18 protein-coding genes are annotated in these 22148 nt (G+C 65.1%); 9 read left to right on the plus strand and 9 right to left on the minus strand.

Features of this window, described 5'->3' with window-relative positions; genetic code table 11:
• Window positions 1–33 precede the first annotated feature (33 nt).
• From QA639_RS25580 to QA639_RS25590, 3 genes are all read right to left on the minus strand, one after another.
• The gene (locus QA639_RS25580; protein WP_283087617.1) at window positions 34–2049 is read right to left on the minus strand and encodes an acetyl-CoA carboxylase biotin carboxylase subunit; all 2016 of its coding nucleotides are present in this window, start codon (window positions 2047–2049) and stop codon (window positions 34–36) included.
• 197 nt (window positions 2050–2246) lie between these two features.
• Window positions 2247–2450, minus strand: a complete 204-nt coding sequence (locus QA639_RS25585) for a hypothetical protein (RefSeq protein ID WP_157348769.1) — start codon at window positions 2448–2450, stop codon at window positions 2247–2249.
• 56 nt (window positions 2451–2506) lie between these two features.
• Complete coding sequence (locus tag QA639_RS25590) at window positions 2507–2635, minus strand: hypothetical protein (RefSeq protein ID WP_283087618.1); 129 nt, start codon at window positions 2633–2635, stop codon at window positions 2507–2509.
• A gap of 158 nt (window positions 2636–2793) precedes the next feature.
• Here QA639_RS25590 and QA639_RS25595 point away from each other — a divergent pair, with 158 nt between their 5' ends.
• Window positions 2794–3573, plus strand: a complete 780-nt coding sequence (locus QA639_RS25595) for a thermonuclease family protein (protein ID WP_157348770.1) — start codon at window positions 2794–2796, stop codon at window positions 3571–3573.
• A 91-nt stretch (window positions 3574–3664) separates the two neighbouring features.
• Window positions 3665–6133 (plus strand): PAS domain-containing hybrid sensor histidine kinase/response regulator, encoded by a 2469-nt coding sequence (locus QA639_RS25600; protein WP_283087619.1) that lies wholly within the window; start codon window positions 3665–3667, stop codon window positions 6131–6133.
• Between the two features lie 19 nt (window positions 6134–6152).
• Here QA639_RS25600 and QA639_RS41795 read toward each other — a convergent pair whose 3' ends face one another.
• The 4 genes from QA639_RS41795 to QA639_RS25620 all read right to left on the minus strand — a co-directional run bounded on the left by QA639_RS41795 (window position 6153) and on the right by QA639_RS25620 (window position 10406).
• Window positions 6153–6341, minus strand: a complete 189-nt coding sequence (locus QA639_RS41795) for a septal ring lytic transglycosylase RlpA family protein (protein ID WP_310885847.1) — start codon at window positions 6339–6341, stop codon at window positions 6153–6155.
• Window positions 6342–6553: 212 nt separating this feature from the next.
• Entirely contained in the window at window positions 6554–7003 is a 450-nt protein-coding gene (locus tag QA639_RS25610; protein WP_157348772.1) for a PPC domain-containing DNA-binding protein, read from the minus strand.
• An 81-nt stretch (window positions 7004–7084) separates the two neighbouring features.
• The gene (locus tag QA639_RS25615; RefSeq protein ID WP_157348773.1) at window positions 7085–9787 is read right to left on the minus strand and encodes a bifunctional diguanylate cyclase/phosphodiesterase; all 2703 of its coding nucleotides are present in this window, start codon (window positions 9785–9787) and stop codon (window positions 7085–7087) included.
• A gap of 124 nt (window positions 9788–9911) precedes the next feature.
• Window positions 9912–10406: an ArsI/CadI family heavy metal resistance metalloenzyme gene (locus QA639_RS25620; RefSeq protein WP_157348774.1), complete on the minus strand. Its 495-nt coding sequence runs from the start codon at window positions 10404–10406 to the stop codon at window positions 9912–9914.
• Window positions 10407–10500: 94 nt separating this feature from the next.
• Between QA639_RS25620 and QA639_RS25625 the strand changes: the two genes are divergently transcribed.
• The 5 genes from QA639_RS25625 (at window position 10501) to QA639_RS25645 (ending at window position 17709) form a co-directional block, all read left to right on the plus strand.
• Window positions 10501–10728: a hypothetical protein gene (locus QA639_RS25625; protein ID WP_283087620.1), complete on the plus strand. Its 228-nt coding sequence runs from the start codon at window positions 10501–10503 to the stop codon at window positions 10726–10728.
• 92 nt (window positions 10729–10820) lie between these two features.
• On the plus strand, window positions 10821–11177 hold the full coding sequence (locus tag QA639_RS25630) for a hypothetical protein (RefSeq protein ID WP_283087621.1): 357 nt from the start codon (window positions 10821–10823) through the stop codon (window positions 11175–11177).
• Between the two features lie 113 nt (window positions 11178–11290).
• Window positions 11291–12511 carry an efflux RND transporter periplasmic adaptor subunit gene (locus tag QA639_RS25635; protein WP_283087622.1) on the plus strand — a complete coding sequence of 407 codons (1221 nt, stop codon included), beginning with the start codon at window positions 11291–11293 and terminating at the stop codon, window positions 12509–12511.
• The gene (locus QA639_RS25640; protein ID WP_283087623.1) at window positions 12504–15728 is read left to right on the plus strand and encodes an efflux RND transporter permease subunit; all 3225 of its coding nucleotides are present in this window, start codon (window positions 12504–12506) and stop codon (window positions 15726–15728) included. Before QA639_RS25635 ends, QA639_RS25640 begins: the two co-directional genes overlap by 8 nt.
• Before the next feature lie 139 nt (window positions 15729–15867).
• The gene (locus QA639_RS25645) at window positions 15868–17709 is read left to right on the plus strand and encodes an alkaline phosphatase family protein (RefSeq protein WP_283087624.1); all 1842 of its coding nucleotides are present in this window, start codon (window positions 15868–15870) and stop codon (window positions 17707–17709) included.
• Window positions 17710–17770: 61 nt separating this feature from the next.
• Here QA639_RS25645 and QA639_RS25650 read toward each other — a convergent pair whose 3' ends face one another.
• A complete protein-coding gene (locus tag QA639_RS25650; RefSeq protein ID WP_026192875.1) occupies window positions 17771–18352 on the minus strand; it encodes a hypothetical protein in 582 nt (193 codons plus the stop codon).
• 388 nt (window positions 18353–18740) lie between these two features.
• On the opposite strand from QA639_RS25650, the gene QA639_RS25655 reads away from it, so the two are divergent.
• Complete coding sequence (locus QA639_RS25655; protein ID WP_028337644.1) at window positions 18741–19400, plus strand: peroxiredoxin; 660 nt, start codon at window positions 18741–18743, stop codon at window positions 19398–19400.
• A gap of 21 nt (window positions 19401–19421) precedes the next feature.
• A complete protein-coding gene (locus QA639_RS25660; protein WP_283087625.1) occupies window positions 19422–20885 on the plus strand; it encodes a cryptochrome/photolyase family protein in 1464 nt (487 codons plus the stop codon).
• Here QA639_RS25660 and QA639_RS25665 read toward each other — a convergent pair.
• Window positions 20882–21754 (minus strand): DMT family transporter, encoded by an 873-nt coding sequence (locus tag QA639_RS25665; protein WP_157348779.1) that lies wholly within the window; start codon window positions 21752–21754, stop codon window positions 20882–20884. The genes QA639_RS25660 and QA639_RS25665 overlap by 4 nt on opposite strands.
• Window positions 21755–22148: the final 394 nt, after the last annotated feature.

Raw genomic sequence — 22148 nt, forward strand, 5'->3', positions numbered from 1 at the left:
TGGATCGCTTCGCCGGCGCTCGCAATGACGGTGCTAAGCGAACTCCAGAATCAGCGCGTCGACCGCGAGCGTGGCGCCGGCGGCGGCGTGGATCTTCTTGACCGTGCCGTCACGCTCGGCGCGCAGCACGTTCTGCATCTTCATGGCTTCGACCACCGCGAGCGTCTCGCCGGCCTTGATCTCCTGCCCCTCGGTCACCGCGATCGACACCACGAGACCGGGCATCGGGCACAGCAACTTCTTGCCGGTGTCGGCGGCCGAGACCACCGGCATCAACCGCGCCGAGGTCGCCTCGGTCTCGGTGAAGACATAGACCGGGACCTCAAAGCCCTGATGCGCGAGGCGGAAGCCGTTGTTGATCGACCGCACCTGGACGGCGACAAAGTTGCCGTCGATGGTGCCCTGCCAGACCGGCTCGCCCGGAACCCAGCCCGACACCAGATTGTGCGGATTGCCAGGGAGCCCGTCGGCGGCAATGAAGCGCACCGCGATGGCGTCACCCTCGCGGGCAACATCGAGCGCGATCTCGGCGCGGTCGAGCCACACCGCGCGGCGGCGCTCGCGCAGCACCACGCGGCCGCCCATCTGGCCGGAAATCTGCCGCTTGCGCTCGCCCAGCACGTGGTCGATGGCAGCGCCAACCGCGGCCAGCCGCCGCGCGATCTCGCCCTCGGGCGCGCGCGCCGAAAATCCCTTGGGGAATTCTTCCGCGATAAAGCCGGTCGACAGCCGGCCCTCGCGCCAGCGCGGATGGTTCATCAAGGCCGACAGGAACGGGATGTTGTGCCGGATGCCGTCGACATAGAACGCGTCGAGCGCGGTCGCCTGCGCCTCGATCGCCGCGGCGCGCGACGGGGCGTGGGTGACGAGCTTGGCGATCATCGGATCGTAATGGATCGAGATCTCGCCGCCTTCCTGCACGCCGGTGTCGTTGCGGATCGTGATGCCGTCATGGCTGGCCTCGGCCGGCGGACGGTATTTCACCAGGCGCCCGATCGACGGCAGGAAGTTGCGGAACGGATCCTCGGCATAGACGCGGGATTCCACCGCCCAGCCGGTCAGCGTCACGTCCTTCTGCGCGATCGCGAGCTTCTCGCCGGCCGCGACGCGGATCATCTGCTCGACGAGGTCGATGCCGGTGATCAATTCGGTGACGGGATGCTCGACCTGCAGGCGGGTGTTCATCTCCAGGAAGTAGAAGCTCTTGTCCTGGCCGGCGACGAATTCCACGGTGCCGGCCGAATCGTAGTTCACCGCCTTCGCCAGCGCGACCGCCTGCTCGCCCATCTTGCGGCGGGTGGTCTCATCGAGCAGCGGCGACGGCGCCTCCTCGATGACCTTCTGGTTGCGGCGCTGGATCGAGCACTCGCGCTCGCCGAGATAGATCACATTGCCGTGCTTGTCGCCGAGCACCTGGATCTCGATGTGCCGGGGATCGACGATGAATTTCTCGATGAAGACGCGGTCGTCGCCGAACGACGACTTCGCCTCGGCCTTGGCGAGGTTGAAGCCTTCGGCGACTTCCGCCTTCGAATGCGCGATGCGCATGCCTTTGCCGCCGCCGCCGGCGGAGGCCTTGATCATCACGGGGTAGCCGATCTCGTCGGCGATCTGGACGGCGTGCTTGTCGTCCTCGATGACGCCGAGATGACCCGGCACGGTCGAGACCTTCGCCTTCGCCGCGGCCTTCTTGGATTCGATCTTGTCGCCCATCGCGGCGATGGCGCCGGGGTTCGGGCCGATGAAGACGATGCCGGCGGCTTCCAGCGCGCGCGGAAACGCCTCGCGCTCGGACAGGAAGCCGTAGCCCGGATGCACCGCCTGCGCGCCGGTCTTGCGGCAGGCCTCGACGATCTTGTCGATCAAAAGATAACTCTCGGCCGCGGCGGGCGGGCCGATCAACACGGCCGCATCGGCCATCTCGACATGCAGCGCGTCGCGGTCGGCCTCGGAGTAGACGGCAACCGTCTCAATCCCCATACGGCGCGCAGTCTTGATGACCCGGCAGGCGATCTCGCCGCGGTTGGCGATCAGGATTCGTTTGAACATGCTCTTCTTGCTTGGGCGTTTTCGGACTTCGAATTGTCCATTTGGCAGGATTCCTCCCCGCGCAATCCGGCACGGGCGATTGGGCGTAACCACTCCGTTGGTACAGCAAATTGCCCCGGAGGCAACGGTCTAATGCAGACCCTGCCCGCTGCCCGGCCAGTCCATGGTCAGTCTTCGGCGGTAGCCCGAGGGGTATTTCAGCCCGAATAGGTCTTGAAGCGGCCACGCGAATGAGCCTTCGCGACGGCCTTCATCAGCTCGCTGACCTCGTTCTCCAGGAATTCATTGGCCACGATCAGCGCCCGGATGGTGGCGCGCAAATTCCCGCCGCAGGCGGAAATGGCCTGATCGACAGCGGCTTCCAGCCCGTCATCGTCGTCAGATTCGGGCCGTGCAGACATGATGGGGTATCCGGGATTCAGGTGGTGAGTCATGTTCCTATTTTGTTCTCATCAAGTCAATTGGATCTTTGATCGGGCACGGTCTCCTGGGCCGTCTTTCTCTTCCGCCGCCAGCGCGCGAGGCCATGCAGGGTCCAGATGTCGGTGACGATTTCGGCGAGGACATTGATGATGAACTCGACCATGCGCATCCCTTCAATGGCACTGTCCGGCCGTCTACGTCGCGGAATGCCGATCGGGACGTGACGGTGCGCACGCCCCCAACTCGCGAACAGTCCTTGGTTGGATCGTACCGGCTTGTGCTAGAAGTTCGGCTGCCCGCCAAAGATCTGAAGTTGAGAAAATGCGGTTTCGAAATCCGGTCGCCACGACGCTTCTCCTGGCCTTCCTGTCTGCAACCACCAGCTTGACTGCAACCGCAGGCCCGACGGCCACTGCGGTCATTAAGGACGCCGGCACCGTTCAGCTCGGCAACACGACCTATCGGCTCGACGGCATCGACGCGCCGGCGGTCGATCAGCTCTGCATCGACGAGCACGCCGACGTCTGGACCTGCGGGATCGAGGCGCGCGACCAGCTGACCAGGCTGATCGGCGGCAAGCCAATTCACTGCGACGATATCGGCGTCGATCCGACCTTCAAGAAGCGCCGCCTCGGCGTCTGCAAGATCGAGGGCGATCCGACCAGCCTCAGCCAGGTGCTGGTCCAGAAGGGCTACGCCCTCAATGTCGAGGGGTCGGCCACTGGCCGATTCAAGCCAGATGAAGCCACCGCCAAGGACAATCGCGCCGGGCTCTGGAAGGGCTGCTTCGTGGCGCCCCGCGATTTTCGTACGGCCAGGAAGGATGGCGCCCTGCTCGGCAACGCCTGCCCCGCCGACCGTGACACGCAGATCCGCAATGCGCTCTTCCCCGACGACCTGCCGATGCCCGCCAGCTGCAACATCAAGGGCAAATACGCCGTGCGTGCCCGCGTCACCGGCAATGTCGGCATCTACCACCTGCAGGCGTGCCGCAGTTACCCGGGCCTCGGCAATCCGGATCGCTGGTTCTGCTCCGAAGAGGATGCACAGGCGGCCGGGTTCCGCCGGGCCTATAATTGCCGTTCGCCCAAAGCCAAATGAAGAACCAGTGAAGGGCAAGTGATCGCGATAAATCAAGCTGGCAAAGCCGCCTCGTCCTGTGTGAGACTGCACCGAGAGGTTGCCGGCGCGTATGACCCCATCCGATCCCGCTGATGTGCTTCCCGAAGCTGCGGCAGCCGAACGGCTGCGGCAGCATCTCGAGGAGATCGCGCGCGAACGCGATCGCGCCCATCGCGAGCTCCAGGAGCGCGAGGCGGAGCTTGCGCGGATCCAGCGCATCGCGCGCGTCGGCGGACTCGAGATCGATTTCCGCGACGGCGTGCGCAACCGCCGCTCTCCCGAATATCTCCTGGTGCATGGGCTGCCGCCCGAAGAGGTCAACGAGACCTATGAGAGCTGGGTCGCGCGCATCCACCCCGAGGATCGCGAGCGCACGATCCGGCACCTGTTCGGCGTGCTCAAGGCCGGCGGCGAAGACTACACGGCCGAATACCGCATCATCCGCCCGAACGACGGCGAGAGCCGCTGGATCCGCGTCGTCGCCAAGATCGAGCGCGACCGCAGCGGCCGTGCGCTGCGGCTGGTCGGCGCCGATCTCGACGTCACCGATCAGATGCTGGCGCAGGAGACCCTGCGCGAGAGCGAAGAGCGCTTCCGCCTGATCGCCGACAGCGCGCCGGTGCCGATCTGGGTGACCAAGCTCGACCGCACCCGCTCCTTTGCCAATCAGGCCTATCTCGACTTCCTTGGACTGCCGTTCGAGGAAGCGATCGTGTTCGACTGGCGCAAGGCGCTGCATCCGGATGACCTGCCGCAAATCCTGCAGGAGCAGATCACCGGCGAGCTCTCGCTGAAGCCGTTCGTGCTCGAGGCCCGCTATCGGAACGCCGCAGGCGATTGGCGCTGGCTGCGCTCGGAATCGCAGCCGCGCTGGGACCCGAACGGCAAGCACATCGGCTTCATCGGCGTCGCCCACGACATCACGGCGGCCAAGGAAGCCGAGATCGAGCTTCGCAAGCTCAACGAGTCGCTGGAGCGGCGCATCCTGGAGCGCACCGCGCAGCTCGAATCCCGCGAAGCGCAGACGCGCGCGATCCTGGAAACCAGCCATCAATACCAGATGCTGCTCAACCGCGATGGCCGCCTGCTCTACACCAACCAGACGGCGCTGGCCGGCATCTGTACCGATGCGGCCGACGTCGTCGGCAAGCCGTTCTGGGACACGCCGTGGTTCGCCGCGACCGAGGGCATGCCGCGCGTGATCCAGAATGCCTTCACGACCGTGATGCGCGGCGAGGAAGTCAAGATCGAGATGCAGCTGCGCCTGCCGATCGGCGAGCGCTATTTCGATTTCGCAATGCGGCCGCTGCAGGACCAGCACGGCACCATCGTCGGCGCCGTGCCGGAGGCCGTCGACATCACCGAACGGCGCCGCGGCGAGGAAGCCCTGCGGCAATCACAGAAGATGGAAGCGGTCGGCCAACTCACCGGCGGCGTCGCGCACGATTTCAACAACCTCCTCACCATCATCCGCTCCGCGACCGACTTCCTGCGCCGCCGCGATCTGCCGGATGACCGGCGCCGCCGCTATATCGATGCGATCTCCGAGACCGTGGAGCGGGCCTCCAAGCTCACCGCGCAGCTCTTGGCATTTGCGCGTCGGCAGCCGCTCAATCCGGAAGTGTTCAATGTCGGCACGCAGGTCGACAGCGTGACGCAGCTGATCCGCCCGCTAGTCGGCGTGCGGATCCACATCGAGGTCAGGATCGAGGATCCCGACTGTTTTGCGATCGCCGACATCGGCCAGTTCGAGACCGCGCTGCTCAATCTCGCGGTCAACGCCCGCGATGCCATGAGCGGCGAAGGCCAGCTGACGATCGGCGTCCGGAAGGTCAAGAATATCCCTGCCCTGCGCGCCCAGGCCTCGCGCAGCGGCGATTTCGTCACGGTCTCGATCCAGGACACGGGCACCGGCATCTCGCCGGAAAATCTCGACGCGATCTTCGAACCGTTCTTCACGACCAAGGAGGTCGGCAAGGGAACGGGTCTCGGATTGAGCCAGGCCTTCGGCTTCGTCAAGCAATCCGACGGCGACATCGAGGTCACCTCTACGCCCGGGCACGGTGCGACCTTCACCATCTATCTGCCGCAGGCGATGCGCCCGGCGGACGCCAAGGTCGCAGCCCGCGCGGGCACCGAGCAGGCTTCGATCGGCCGCGGCTATCGCGTCCTCGTCGTGGAGGACAACGACGATGTCGGCCAGTTCTCTACCGAGCTGCTCGAGGATCTCGGCTATTCGGTCAAGCGCGCGGCCAATGCCAATGCCGCGCTCTCGATCCTCTCGGAGAACGAATTCGCCGCCGACCTGGTGTTCTCCGACGTGATCATGCCGGGCATCAACGGCGTCGAGCTCGCCGGAATCATCCGCGATCGCTTTCCCGGTCTGCCGGTGGTGCTGACCAGCGGCTACAGCAACGTGCTCGCCGAGAACGCGCACAGCGGCTTCGAGCTGATCCAGAAACCCTATTCGGTCGAGGCGCTCTCGCGGACGCTCCGCAAGGCGATCACCGAACAGCGGGCGACCGCTTCCAAGCCCTGATCCTGCCGCCGGCCGCGCTCTACTGGATCACGACATGTGCGACGCCGAGCTGAAGGATGCCGAGCGCGCGGGCCGCCGTGGTCGACACATCGATGATCCGTCCACGAACGAACGGGCCCCGGTCGTTGACGCGGCACCGGATCGATTTTCCCAGATACGAGACGGTGATCATGCTGCCGAATGGCCGCTTGCGATGCGCGCAGGTCATCTCGCCACTCCTGCCGATGCCACGATAATAAGACGCAAGGCCACTCTCTGCGTTTGCCATGCACGAGGCAAATAGCAGCATGGCCGCGGACGTTGCTGCGGTTTTCATTGATCGCCTGCCGGTCGAGCCCCGCAAGGGAACGCGGTTCCACGATTTCGGTTCCGCGCCTTAGCGTCGGCAGGTCGATTTTTAGGAACTTTCGGCGGAAAGCGTCAGGCGGTCGCGACGGGATCGATCAGGGCAATGCCGAGTTCGGGCCGCTTGCGCCGGCGAAGCCTGGCGGGGGCTTCCGTGACCACAGCCTCCAGCGTCGGCCGAACGATGCCGGCAAGCAGATGGCCGCCGCGTGTCGATCCATCCGACAGTCCGAGCACGATGTGAATATGCAGGCTGGCCTTGCCGTCGTCGCCGGTCGCGATATCACCGATCGCGCACAGCACCTCGCATTGCTCGTTGATCTCGATCTTCCGGTAGCTCTTGGATGTGAAATCGAACCAGCCGACGGTTGCCCGCTCGAACGCGCCGATCGCGGTGAGCGATGCCGCCGTCACCTTCGCATCATTGGCGAACTTCGTCAGCGCGCCGAACGCTTCCTCGCCGCTATCGAGCACGACGACGTGAACCTGCGCGCTGGGCGCATCGGATACGAGTTTGCTTTTCATGGACCGCCTCGCCTCTCAAGAGCTTCCATTCTCAATCGGAGACGGCGACGATTGTTCCTGACGGACCGGATCGGCAGGCGCTCAGGCGGCGACGCAATCGGCCGCGAGCAGCGTCCGCAGGTCCCGCGCAGGAACCGGCCTGCTGAACAGATAGCCCTGCATCTGCGTGCAGCCGAGCATCTGCACGGTGTCGCGCTGCTGATCGGTCTCGACGCCCTCGGCGGTGGTGATCATGTTGCGGTCGGCTGCGATCGAAACCACGGCGCGGATGATCGAGGCCGAGCCGCTGTTGCGGGTCACTTCCTTGACGAAGCTGCGGTCGATCTTGATCTTGTCGAACGGGAAGCGTTGCAGGTATTGCAGCGACGAGTATCCGGTGCCGAAATCGTCGAGCGCGATGTGGACACCGAGCGCGCGGAGCTGGCCGAGCGTGACCAGCGCCGCATCGTCGTCGGCGATCAGCACCGCCTCGGTGATCTCGAGCTCGAGCCGGCGCGGGTCGAGCCCGCTCTCGGCAAGCACATTCGCAACCTTCAGCGCCAGCGTCTCCGACTTGAACTGGATCGGCGAGACGTTGACCGCGACGCGCACATGCGCCGGCCAGGCTGCCGCCTCGATGCAGGCGGTGCGCAGCACCCACTGCCCGATCTCCTCGATCAGCCCGGTCTCCTCGGCAACCGGTATAAACTCCGCCGGTGAGATCATGCCGCGCATGGGGTGCCGCCAGCGCAGCAACGCCTCACAGCCGGTTACCTCATCGCTGCGCAAGTCGACCAGCGGCTGGTAGTGCAGCTCGAAGCCGCCCTCGGCCAGCGCGGTGCGTAAATCGGCCTCCAGCGCGCGGCGCAGATTGGCCTGCGCCTCCATCGCCGGATCGAAGAAGCGATGGGTCCTGCGGCCCGCCGCCTTGGCGGCGTACATCGCAAGGTCGGCACATTTGAGCAGGCGAAACAGATCGGAGCCGTGACGCGGGGCGATCGCAATGCCGATGCTGGCGTCGCTCGACAAATGATGGCCGAGGCAGTCGAACGGCGTGCGCAGCGACTGATAGACGCGTGCGACCAGGTCGCCGACGTCGTCGTCCGAGGTGATGTCGTGCTGGACGATCGCGAACTCGTCGCCGCCGAGCCGCGCGATGAAGTCGTTCGACCCGACCGACTGGCGCAACTTCTCGGCGACGCGCCGGAGAAATTCATCGCCGATCAGATGGCCCAGCGTGTCGTTGATCCGCTTGAACTCGTCGATATCGATGTAATGGATGGCGAACTCGCGCGTGGCGGCCTCGAGCAGCAGCCCTTCCGCGTGGCGCTGGAACAGCGTCCGGTTCGGCAGATTGGTCAGCGCATCGTAATGCGCGAGATACTCGATCCGCGCCTGCGCACGCCGCCCATCGGTGACGTCCTCGAGCGTGGTGGCCCAGCCGCCGTCGGGCGCACGCTTGTAGATCAGGCGGATGCTGCGACGGTCCGGCGTCATGATCACGGAGTCCCGGACCTCATCGCCCTTCGGATTGGTGAAGCGGGCGCAGTACTCGTCGACGTCGCCGACAAACGAGCCGATCGCCTGGCGATGCAGGATCAGGTCGCGCAGATGGCAGCCCGGCCTCGCGACATCGGGCGAGAGGCCGAACATGTCGATATATTGCTGGTTGCAAATCACGAGCCGCGCCGAGGCGTCGAACAGCAGCAGCCCCTGCGTCATGGTGTTGATGGCCGTGTCGAGGTGCTGGCTCTTCTCGGACAGCCTGCGGCTTGCTGCATCGTGCTGCCGCTGCAACTGGCGGACGATCAGGAAGACCGCGAAGCTGATGATCAGCACCGCCAACACGGCCGCGCAGAATTGCAGTTTGGTCTGGGTGCGCCAGTCCTCCAGCGCGCTCGAAGTTTTTGTGGTGGCGAGGATCAGGATTGGAAAATGCGACAGCGATCTGACCGCGCCGACGTTCTCCTCATCCGAAGCGCCAACGAACCGTCCCGACGTGTTGCCGCCAAAGCTGATGACCTTCTGGAACACCGGCAGGTTGATGATGTTGCGACCGATCACGCTGGCATCCTGCGGATAGCGCGCGATGATGGTGCCGTCGCGATGGATCATCGAAATCACAGTGTCGCCGCTCAGTGCCAACGAGGCGACGAAATCCTCGAAATGGCTCGGCTCGACGCCGCGGCTCGCGAAGCCGATGATCTCGCCGTTGCGCCCGGTGATCTTGCGCGCAAAGATCGTGGTCCAGTTGCCGGTCACCTTGCTCATTGCGGGCTCGACGATGACAGGAGACGTTGGCCGTCCCGAGGTGAACTCCTGGAAATAGCGCCGGTCCGCAACGCTGATGTCGGGCACCGGCCACATCTCGGATGAGTTGATCAGCCATCCCTTGGCGTTGAACAGATTGAGCCCGCCGACATGCGGCAGCGCCGCCAGCCGCGTGCGCAGCATCTCGTGCGCGCTCAGGAGCGACATGTTCTTTTCAAATTGATCGGCGGTCTCGACCTGCTCGGCCCGCAGATAATTCACGATGTCGTCGTGGACATGCTGGAGATCTGTAAGCTGCTGGTCGAAATGCCGCGACAACAGCAGCGCGGTGTTGTTGAGCTCGCGCTCGGACATCTCCAGCGCGCGCTCGCGAAACTGCAGCGCGAGATAGCCGGTGCCAAGCGTGATGGCGAGCACCAGCAGCGCGGCACTCAGGACGAGCCACTGAATCGCGCCCATCCTGCTGGCGCGCAACACACCCTTGATCCACAGCCGCCGGAATTCCGGCACGCTGCTCGTTGAGACAACCGACATTTTCCTGCCCCTGTGGATGCCCTTGTACGGGAACACAACCCAAGGGGTGGTTAGGAAAATCAGTTATCGGACAGTTAAGGCCAGCGTGGACTCGCGCAGAACCGGCCCCTCGGCCGCTCCATGCTCACGAGCTGCAGCAAGCCGACGCCCCGGGCGGCGTGACCTCGGGCTGTGGGGCGCAACACGCGCTCTGTTTGCCCTCCTGTTTCTTGTGCGCGACACGCGCGGTCCGCTCGCCGGTGCCGTCGCCATAGACGATGCTCTCACCGGTCGTGTGGAACGTCTCCCACGCGATCCCCGCGGGATCGTCGATCCACGACTTCTCCGACTTGGCATAGCAGCACACCGTCTGGCCCTGCTCGATGACCTCGCCGCCGGCCTTGCGCAGCCGTCCGTACACCTCGCCGAGCTCTTCAGCGCTCTCGACCTGAATGCCGAGATGGTCGAGGCCCGGTTCGCGGCCGCGGCTCGAGATCGCGAAGTTGACGCGGGGATCGTCGAGCATCCATTTGGCATAGTCGGATTTCACGACCGTCGGCTCGGCCCCGAACAGCGCCGAGTAGAAGCCGACCGATTGCGGGACATCCTTGACCGCGACGTGAACATGCATGCGCTTCATGGGGCGGTCCTTTCAGGGCGGCGGCGCTGGATGGATATTCCATCCCAAGCATGCTCAGATATCAACAGCGTTACAACAGGAGTTCTGCTGCGGAATGGATGCGCTGACGCTGTTCGGGTTATTCGCCGTGACCATGATGCTCGCCTGCTATGCGGCCGAAGATCGCAGCCCCTGGTTCATCCTGGCCTTCGCCGTCTCCTGCGCGCTCGGCTCGGCCTACGGTTTCCTGCAGGGCGCCTGGCCGTTCGGCCTCATCGAAGCGATCTGGGCGGTCGTCGCGGCGCGCCGATGGCAGCTGCGCCGAACCGCAGACAGCTCGTAACGTTATAGTATCCGCGGCCAATCTGTCGCGGACCCGAACTTGAATGCGCGCGGGCACGGCGCTAAGTAGGCCCCATGGACGCTTCGCGCACCATGATTCAGTCTTCTCCTCACGCAACGGGATCGCGCCGCTGGCGCGGCCTGCTTGCGGGACTGATTTCGCTTGCGCTGGTGCTGTCGTTCTTCCACGGCTGGACCTCCGACGGCGATGCCGACGCGGCTCCCGGCTTCTCGATCGCGCAGCCGATCAACGACGCCAGCACCGGCGGCAAGGCTCCGGCGCATCCCGCCTCGCCTCACAGCGACCATTGCCTGACGCACGTCGCCTCCGTGGCTCCGCAGGAGACCGCATTCCCGATCGCCTATGCGCCGCACAGCTACGGCGACACCAGCATCGGGCCGCCGGCTTCGGCCGATCGCCTCTCACCCTTCAAGCCACCCCGCGCCTGATCCGGTCGACATGACCGGCCGTGCGCTGCTGCCATTCGGCCGCACGCACCCTTCCGCACAGATCGATGTCGCGACGGCGCAGGGCCATCGGCCCGCGCTGCGGAGAGGCGCATATGAAACGGGTTGTTCTATTTTTCGCCGGCGTGGCCGCCGGCATTGCACTGGTCGTTGTGGCGGCCGGATGGATCGGCTGGCCGGTAAGGTTCCCGGCCGCGACGCAGGAGACTGCGACGACAGACACAAAGACCGAGGCCCGGCACGAGGCCCCCGGGCATATCGAGCTGAGCGAAGACCAGGTTCGCGAAGCCGGCATCACGTTCGCGCAGGCCAGCGGCGGCATGCTGAAGCGGCATTTCCTCGCGCCGGGATCGCTGATCCCCGATGCGGATCACATCGGCCGGGTCTCGGTGCGCGTGCTTGCGACGGTCACGGAACTGCGCAAGCGCCTCGGCGATGTCGTCGAGAAGGGCGAGATCGTCGCCGCGATCGAAAGCCGCGAGGTGGCCGACGCCAAGAGCGAATACCTCGCCGCGCGGCTCACCAACGATTTGCAGCAGACCCTCTACGCGCGGCAGAAGACGCTGGTCGAGACCCGCATCGTGTCGGAAAACGAGTTCCTGCGCACGCGGCTGACCGCGAACGATGCCCAGATCAAGCTCGACGGCGCGCGGCAAAAGCTGTTTGCGCTGGGTCTGTCGGAGGCCGAGATCGCCGATCTGCCGAACCAGCCCCCGGAGAGCCTGCGGACGCAATTCTTGCGCGCGCCGATCAGCGGCCGGGTGTCCGAACGACGCGTCGATCTCGGCGGATTGATCGGGCGCGAGGGCCAGGAGAGCGAGCTCTATGTCATCGTCAATCTCGACGACATCTGGGTCGACCTTGCGGTCTCCCCAGAAGACATCGGGGCGGTCCGCGAAGGTGTTTCGGTGAAAATCCGCGCAATCGGCACCGAAGATGAAGCCAATGCCGGTGTGATCTTCGTCAGCCCCCTGCTCGACCGCGAGACCCGCAACGCGCGCGTGATCGCGACCATGCCAAACAAGGACCACCGCTGGAAGCCGGGCACCTTTGTCACCGCGGAGGTCCCGCTGTCAGGCGCGCCGTCGACCGTGATCGTCTCGAAGAAGGCGCTTCAAACCATCAAGGGAACGCCGACCGTGTTCGTGCGCGATGCCGACGGCTTCGAGGCGAGATCGGTGCGGACCGGCCGCGAGGACGACGACGATATCGAGATCGTCGCCGGCCTCACAGCCGGCGAGACCGTCGCGGTGCAGAACACCTTCACGCTGAAGGCGGAGTTCGAGAAGGACGAGGCGGAGCACGACCATGATTGAGCGCATCATTGGTCTTGCGATCCAGCGGCGCTGGGTGGTCGTCACATTGGCGGCGATCCTGATGGTCCTCGGCGGCCTTGCATTGACGAAGCTGCCGATCGACGCGGTGCCCGACATCACCAACAAGCAGGTCCAGATCAACACCGTGGCCCCGGCGCTGTCGCCGGCGGAAATCGAGAAGCAGATCACCTTCCCGATCGAGACGACCCTGGCCGGTGCGCCGGGACTCGAGAGCACGCGCTCGCTCTCTCGCAACGGCTTCTCCCAGATCACGGCGGTGTTCAGCGAGGCCACCGACATCTATTTTGCCCGCCAGCAAGTTGGCGAGCGCCTGACCGAAGTCCGCGCGCGCCTGCCGCAAGGCATCGAGCCGCGGATCGGCCCGACCTCGACCGGCCTTGGCGAAATCTACATGTGGACCGTCCATTATTCCGGGCAGAAAGTGCAGGCCGACGGCGCGCCGGGCCTGCAAAGCGACGGCCGCTTCCTGACGGCGGACGGCCAGATGCTGCAGAGCGAGGTCGAGAAGGACGCCTATCTGCGCACGGTGCAGGACTGGATCATCAAGCCGCAGATCAAGATGGTGCCTGGCGTCGCCGGCGTCGATACGATCGGCGGATACCTCAAGCAGTATCAGGTCCATCCCGATGCGGCGAAGCTGATCGCGCTTGGTCTCACCTTTGCCGACGTTGCCAAGGCGATCGAGACCAACAACGTCAGCCGCGGTGCGCGCTATATCGAGCGCAACGGCGAAGGCTTCATCGTGCGTTCCGGCGGCCGGCTCGAGAACATCGACGAGCTCGGCGCCGTCGTCGTCACCACCCGCGGCGGCGTCCCGGTTCGGATCCGCGACCTCGCCACGCTTTCGATCGGCGGTGAGACGCGCACCGGCAGCGCCAGCGAGAACGGCCGTGAGGTCGTGGTCGGCACCGCGCTGATGCTGATCGGCGGCAACAGCCGCACCGTATCGGCCGCGGTCGACGAGAAACTGCGGACAATCATGCCGTCCTTGCCGGCCGGCATCGAGGTCAAGACGGTGCTGGATCGCACCCAGCTGGTTGATGCAACGATCGGCACCGTGGCGCGCAACCTCAGCGAAGGCGCGCTGCTCGTGATCGCCGTGCTGTTCGTGCTGCTTGGCAATTTCCGCGCGGCATTGATGACGGCGCTGGTGATCCCGGTCGCGATGCTGATGACGGCGATCGGCATGTGGCAAGGCCGGATCAGCGCCAATCTGATGAGCCTTGGCGCGCTGGATTTCGGCCTGATCGTCGACGGCGCCGTGATCATCACCGAGAACAGCCTGCGTCACCTCGCCGAGAAGCAGCATGCGCTCGGCCGCGTGCTGACGCGCGACGAACGGCTGGCGACGGTGCGGGCGTCCGCGGTGGAAATGGTGCAGCCGAGCCTCTATGGCCAGGCCATAATCCTCTTGGTCTATGTGCCGCTGCTGACCTTCACCGGTGTCGAAGGCAAGATGTTCGAGCCGATGGCGCTGACGGTGATCCTTGCGCTCGCGGCCGCCTTCGTGCTGTCGCTGACACTGGTTCCGGCGCTGATCGCGATCGGCATCACCGGCCGCGTACGGGAGCAGGAAAACCGGCTCGTTGCCGCCCTGAAGCGCTGCTACAGCCCGCTGCTCCGGCGCGCAGTTGCAACGCCTGTCCCGGTCATCGCGGTGGCGGTCGTGCTGTTCGCGACCGCCCTGTTCGGGTTCTTCCGCCTCGGCCAGGAGTTCATCCCGTCGCTCGACGAGAAGAACATCGCCATGCACGCGCTCAGGATTCCGAGCACGGCGCTGTCGCAGTCGCAGGCGATGCAGCTGTCGGTCGAGAAGACCGTCAGCCGCTTTCCGCAGGTGTCGTTCGCCTTCTCCAAGACCGGCACCGCGGAGGTGGCGAGCGATCCGATGCCGCCGAACGCGTCCGACACCTTCATCATCCTGAGGCCTCGCGAGCAGTGGCCGGACCCATCGCTGACCAAGGAGCAACTGATCGAGGACATCTCGAAGGCGGTCGGCCGGCTGCCCGGCAACGTCTATGAATTCACCCAGCCGATCCAGATGCGCTTCAACGAACTGCTCGCCGGTGTTCGCGGCGACATCGCGGTCAAGGTATTCGGTGACGAGTTCGGGCCGATGCAGAAGGCCGCCAACCAGATTGCCGCCGCGCTGCGCAGCGTGCGCGGCGCGACCGACGTCAAGGTCGAACAGGCCGGCGGCCTGCCCGTGCTCGAGATCAAGGTCGATAAGGCTGCGATCGCCCGGCGCGGCCTCAGCGTTTCGGCCGTGCAGGACGTGATCGGTGCCGCGGTCGGCGGCCAGGATGCCGGCGTCGTCTACGAAGGCGACCGCAGCTTCGACATCGTGGTGCGATTGCCGGAGAGCGTGCGCTCCGATCTCGAGGCGCTGAGCAATTTGCCGGTCGCGTTACCGAAGGCAACGCCGAGTTCGCCGGTGCAGAGCCTGCCGCTCAACCGCGTCGCCCAGTTCTCCTTCACCGAGGGGCCGAACCAGATCAGCCGCGAGAACGGCAAGCGCCGCATCGTGGTGACAGCCAATGTTCGCGGCCGCGATCTCGGCTCGGTGGTCGAGGAAGCCCAGGCAAAAGTCGCGCAATCGGTGCAGCTGCCGCCAGGCTATTGGATGACCTGGGGCGGCCAATCCGAGAATCTTGCCGCGGCGCGCCAGCGCCTGGCCGTCGTGGTGCCGGCCTGTTTTGCGATGATCTTCCTGTTGCTGCTGGCGGCGATGGGCTCGGCCCGCGATGCGCTGCTGGTGTTCAGTGCGGTGCCGCTGGCGCTCACCGGCGGCATCGCCGCACTTTGGCTGCGCGGCATGCCGTTCTCGATCTCGGCGGCGGTCGGCTTCATCGCACTGTCGGGCGTTGCGGTGCTGAACGGGCTCGTGATGCTGAGCTTTATCAGGCAGTTGCGCGAACGCGGCGTGCCGATGCGGGAAGCCATCGAGCAAGGCGCCCTCACCCGCTTCCGCCCCGTGGTGATGACCGCCTTGGTGGCCTCGCTCGGCTTCGTGCCGATGGCGTTCGCCACCGGCACCGGAGCCGAGGTGCAGAAGCCGCTCGCCACCGTCGTGATCGGCGGCCTGATCAGCGCGACCCTGCTGACGCTCGCCGTGCTGCCGGCGCTCTATGCCCGGTACGGGCATGCCGGAAGCGCTGCGCGCAATGAGAGAACGGCGATTCAACCTGCGGAATGACGGTATGTTGACCGGCATTCCGCGGGAAAAATCCGGCCGTTACAGCGACGAACAAGCGCTGTAACATTTCTGTCATATGACAAAACTAAACGAAGGCTGCGGCGGGCTGCCGCGGGGCTTCATCAGGGGGAATAACACTATGCGTCGTGCCATTACCTTACTGTCCGCGAGCATGATCGCGCTTTCGGCGGGCGCCGCCTCGGCGCAGAACGCCAAGCCCCGCAACCTCATCCTGTTCGTCCCCGACGGCCTGCGCGGCGGCATCGTGACACCGCAGACGGCACCGACCATGGCCGAGATCCGCGACAAGGGCGTCAACTTCAAGAATTCGCATTCGCTGTTCCCGACCTTCACGATGGCGAACGGCTCGGCGCTGTCGACCGGCCATTATCTCGGCGACACCGGCACCTTCTCCAACACGATCTATACCGGCTACACCTCGGTGCCCGCCGGCGACACCGTAGTCCCCTTCATCGAGAACGACGCGGTGCTCGCCGATGTCGACGATCACTTCAACGGCGACTACCTCAACGAGGAGACGCTGCTGAAGATGGCCCGCGGCCAGGGTTTCAGCACCGCCGCCATCGGCAAGGTCGGCCCGACCCTGCTGTTCGACCACACCGATCGCGGCAAGAACACGATCGTGATCGACGATTCCACCGGCGGCAAGACCGGCGTGCCGCTCTCCGACGAGATGAAGGACGCCCTGACCAAGGCCGGTCTGCCGCTCGCCACCCCGAGCCGCGGTGACAACGCCAAGGCGGGCGACGCCAAGACGCCCGGCACCACCGTCGCCAACGTGGCGCAGCAGGCCTACATGGCCGACGTCGCGACCAAGGTCGTGCTGCCGATGTTCAAGGCGCGCAACAAGCCGTTCGTGCTGGTGTTCTGGTCGCGCGACCCTGACGGCAGCCAGCACAACACCGGCGACAGCCTCAACACCATCACTCCCGGCATCAACGGCCCGACTTCGATGGCCGGCATCAAGAATGCCGACAACAACCTCGCGCAGCTACGCAAGGCGCTCGACGAGCTCGGGCTCTCCACCGACACCAACATCATGATCTCCTCCGATCACGGCTTCTCGACGATCTCGAAGGAGAGCAAGACCAGCCCCTCGGCCAAGATCGCCTATAGCGACACGCCGAAGGATTTCCTGCCGATGGGCTTTCTGGCGATCGACCTCGCCAAGGCGCTGGACCTGCCGCTGTTCGACCCCAACGACAAGAACGCGAAGGTCGCCGACAACGCCCACCCGAAGGCAGGCAATGGCGTGCTCGGCCAGGACCCGGCCAAGCCCGACGTCGTGATCGCGACCAATGGCGGCTCGGACCTGATCTACCTGCCGAATCGCGACAAGAAGCTCGCCGACCGCGTCATCAAGGCGCTGCTCGAGCAGGACTATGTCAGCGGCCTGTTTGTCGACGACAAGCTCGGCACCTTCCCCGGCACGCTGCCGATGTCGAACCTCAATCTGAAGGGCAAGGCGGTGACGCCGAACCCGTCGATCGTGGTCAATTTCCGCTCCTGGTCGAGCGGTTGCGAAATCCCGACCAACTGCTCGGTGCAGATCGCCGACACCGTGCTGCGCCAGGGCCAGGGCATGCATGGCAGCTTCAGCCGCGGCGACACCTTCAATTTCACCGCGGCGATCGGCCCCGACTTCAAGGCGGGCTATGTCGATCTGCTGCCGGTCAGCAACGCCGATGTCGGCATGACCGCGGCCCAGCTGCTCGGCCTGCGCGCGCCGCACAATGGCGGCTTGATCGGCCGGATGATGTCGGAGGCGCTGCCGAACGGCATCGTGCCGAAGATGGCCGAGGGCACCATCATGTCGAAGAAGCCGTCGGCCACCGGCCTGCGCACCGTGTTGAAATTCCAGCGCGTGCTCTCGACCCGCTATTTCGACGTCGCCGGGTTTCCGGGGCGGACGCTCGGGCTCGAGGAAACCGGCGGCAAACAGAAAACGGCGGGGAAGTGATCCCCGCCGCTCTCGCTTGAAGCCGTTCGTTTCGGGATGATGCAGGCATCATCCCGCGCGATCACATCATCCCGATGTCGAACACGTTGGGGAGCTGCGCCGCGAGCGGCAGCGCAGTCGCGCCGACCAGCGTCGCCACCATCGCCGCCAGCGCGCGGCCGGTGCGGCGCTGACCGCGCATCTGGCCCGCGATCCACTCCAGGACCTTGGTGTCCATCTTGGCACCCTGCCTCGGCGCCCAGCGATCGATCTCGGTGTCGGGCGACAGCGCCACCGTGCGCGGCGGCACCGGCAGGCCGGACTCGGAGGCGGCATGATGGGCGATCGCCTTGGCGAGCAGATCGTCGAACCGGCCGCCATCGCTGCGCTCGGCAGCGGCCTCGTTGATCGCGAACAGCGCCTCGATCTCGGCCCGGCTGACCGGCTGATGCTCGACCGCGGCCGCCGTCAGGATGCGCGCGCACCAGGCAGCGTCATCGGCATCGAGCGACCGGGAGAAATGGATGCGGCCCTTGGTGGTCGGGCCTTCGCCGGTGATCACGCCGTCGCGCACGATGGTGAGCGCATGGGCGGCAGTCTTGCGGCAGGACGGATGCAACGCACCGCTGAGAGGCTCAGCGGTCTTGGTACTTGGGGTAGACATTGTGGGAGCTTTCAATTCCTATCTCAGGCCAGCTTTTCCATGCGGGCGTAAACGAGTGGTTAATGATTCGGAACTTGCGTTCCGAGATTTTTAGATGGTTGCTATTTGGTCGCTTTAAACGTCGTCACGGTTCAGTCCTATAGCAGCCAGGGCCGGCGTGATGACGGCGATAAGCGGCATTATCTGGGCATTTCCAAGCCTTTGTGCCGCAGCTGATATTTCGCCGCAGGGATCCGGATCAAAACAAGTTGCTTGGAATTCCACCCTCAAGGAGAAATGTTTCACCTTTTTTCAGAACCCGTTCACTTAAGCCTTATCCCGTCCTATACTGGAACAGACAGCCTCAAATACAAATTCAGTCGCAACTTCAAAGAGATGAGGTAAAATCATGGCACTTCAGATTGGCGCCGTCGCCCCCGACTTCGAAGCCGAGACCACAGAAGGAAAGATCAAGTTTCATGACTGGATCGGCAACAGCTGGGCGCTTTTGTTCTCCCATCCCAAGGACTTCACCCCGGTCTGCACCACCGAGCTCGGTGCGCTCGCCCGCCTGAAGCCTGAGTTCGACAAGCGCGGCGTCAAGCTGATGGGCTTGTCGGTCGACCCGGTGGACCGCCACGCCAAATGGTCCGACGACATCAAGGAAACCCAGGGCGCGGCGCCGAACTATCCGATGATCGGCGACACCGATTTCAACGTGTCGAAGCTCTACGACATGCTGCCGGCCTCGACCTCGGGCGATCCCCTCACCCGCACCGCCGCCGACAACCAGACCGTCCGCAACGTGTTCGTGATCGGACCGGACAAGAAGATCAAGCTGGTGATGGTCTATCCGATGACCACCGGCCGGAATTTCCAGGAGATCCTGCGCTCGATCGACTCGCTGCAGATGACCGCCAAGCATCGCGTCGCCACGCCTGCCGATTGGAAGCAGGGCGAGGACGTGATCATCGCGGGCTCGGTCAGCGACGACGAGGCCAAGACGATCTACCCGCAGGGCTGGAAGGCGCCGAAGCCTTACATCCGCATCGTGCCGCAGCCGAAGTAACGGCACGCTCACTGCGTCCGGGTGACCCGCGCACGGCCAATCATCGTCTGGTTTCGTGACGACCTGCGGCTGTCGGATCACCCGGCCCTCCACGAAGCAGCCAGCCGCGGCGCGCCCGTGGTTGGCCTCTATGTCCGCGACGAAGCAAGCCGCACCCTGAAACCTCCAGCCCCGCGCCCCCTCGGGGGCGCGACGCGCTGGTGGCTGGCGCAATCGCTGCGCGCGCTTCGCAACAGCCTTGAGGCGATCGGCGGCACGCTGGTGCTGCGCACCGGACCGGTCGCCTCCGTGATCGCCACGCTGGCGAGCGAAATCAGCGCGGGCGCCGTGTTCTGGAACGACATCGCGCAGGCACCGCATCAGGCGATTGCGAGAGACGTTGAATCCACGCTCGCAAGTGACGGCATTGCTTCGCAGATTTTTCCCGGCGACTTGCTCGTCGAACCCAAGGCGATCCGCAACAAGGACAATCGGGCCTTGCGCGTGTTCACGCCGTTCTGGCGGCGCCTGCAAGGGCTCGGCGATCCGCCAAAGCCTTTGCCGGCTCCGAAGAAGCTCACATCCGTCAGCGGCGTCGCCAGCGAGGACCTCGGCGACTGGCGGCTTGAGCCCGACAGGCCGGATTGGGCCGGCGGCCTGCGCGAGACCTGGATACCGGGTGAAGCCGCGGCGCAGGCGCGGCTGAAGCGATTCCTCGATGAAGGCATCCACCGCTACACCGACAATCGCGACCGGCCCGACCGCGACGGCACCTCGCGGCTGTCGCCGCATCTGCGCTTTGGCGAGATCAGCCCGCGCCAGCTCTGGCACGCGGCCCGCTTCGCCGCCGCGGAAGACTCGCGCCTTGCCGGCGACATCGACAAGTTCCTGAGCGAGCTCGGCTGGCGCGAATTCTGCCGCCATTTGCTGTTCGACGTCCCCGACCTGGCTGAGCGGAACATGCAGGAGCACTTCGATGCCTTCCCGTGGAAGCGCGACGCCCGCGCGCTGAAGGCCTGGCAGCGCGGACTCACCGGCTATCCGATCGTCGATGCCGGCATGCGCGAGCTCTGGCACAGCGGCGTGATGCACAACCGTATGCGCATGGTGGTCGCCTCGTTCCTGGTCAAGCACCTTCTGATCGATTGGCGCGCCGGCGAACAATGGTTCTGGGACACGCTGGTCGATGCCGATGCCGGCTCCAATCCGGCGAATTGGCAATGGATCGCCGGCTCCGGCGCCGATGCAGCGCCCTATTTCCGCGTCTTCAATCCGATCCTGCAGGGCGAGAAGTTCGATCCCGACGGCGGCTATGTCAGGCGCTGGGTGCCGGAGCTCGCGCAGCTCTCCAACGACCTGATCCATCAGCCGTGGACCGCGACGCCGATCGAACTCGCCAGCGCCGGCATCCAGCTCGGCAAGAGCTATCCGCAGCCGATCGTCGATCACAAAAAGGGCCGCGAACGCGCGCTCGCGGCCTATGCCAAGATCCGCCGCAAGAATTAAGCGCGGCGATTGACCAGCAGCACCGCCGCGGCGCAGGCGGCCATGCCGGCAATGGCAACATGATTCAGCCGCTCGTCGAACAGGACGTAGGCCATCAGCGCGGTCACCGCCGGCACCAGATAGAACAGGCTCGCGACCGAGGTCGCGGCGTGGTGACGGATCAGCCAGTACAGCAGCCCGATCGAGCCGATCGACAGCGCGAACACCAGCCAGGCCAGCGCCAGCACGAACTCGCCGGTCCAATGCACGACATTGGTCTCGAACACAAACGCGCCAATGCCGAAGAAGATCGTCACCGCGATGTACTGCACCAGATTGCCGGCGCGCCAGTCGATCCGGTTGCAATAGCGCCGTTGATAGAGCGTGCCCAAGGTGATGCTGATCAGCGAGACGCCGGAGGCGAGCCAGCCCCACCCCGCCTCACCCGTCATCGGCCGGTTGTGCAGGATCAAGACGACGCCGGCGAGGCCAAGCACCAGTCCGCCCCATTGCAGCGGCGTGACGCGCTCGCCCAGCCAGCGGTTGGCAATGGTCGAGGTCAGGATCGGCTGCAGGCCCGGGATCAAGGCCGAGAGCCCTGCCGGAACCGAATGCGCGATCGCAATCGCGGTGCCGCCGAGATAGAAGCCGTGCACCAGGATGCCGGCGACCGCGCTGTGGAAAATGCCAGTCCGGTCCGGCCAGTTCGGCCGCGCGATCGCGGCGATGACCGCCATCACCACCACCACGAACGCCATCCGGATCGCCAGATAGGTCAGCGGCTCCGCATTGTTGATGACGTATTTGGTGCCGATGAATCCGGTGCTCCACAGCACCACAAAGATCGCCGGCGCCAGACGAGCGGCAGTTTCCTCGAAGCTCTTGTTCATTGCAGGCTGTCATTGCCTGAAGACGAGGCAGCCAGCAATCGTGAATTTTGGTGGAGTGGCCGCGCCCGTTCCGCAAGCACACTGTCGTCCCTGCCTAGTGCGCAATTGCGCACTAGGCAGGGACGACACTGAGTGTGTTGCGCGGTCAGTGGTGTGCGCGAGGGGATTGAGTAGGTTTTCACTGAGTTGCGCGTCGGGTCGACTTGCCGTGGCAACAGCGGCTCGCGAGCTCGCCGGCCTCGCCAGTCCTCTCACGCGATGCGACGCAAAGCGCCGGCCGCACGTGCTGCCAATCACGACGATTTGTCCTCAGGGATGCCATGCGCGTTTATCGGATGCGACATGCCGCCCTCGCCGATACGCTTCGGTAGAATCTCGCAGCCGTCGGTCGCGG

It is taken from the genome of Bradyrhizobium pachyrhizi (assembly GCF_029714545.1).
GTDB lineage: Bacteria > Pseudomonadota > Alphaproteobacteria > Rhizobiales > Xanthobacteraceae > Bradyrhizobium > Bradyrhizobium pachyrhizi.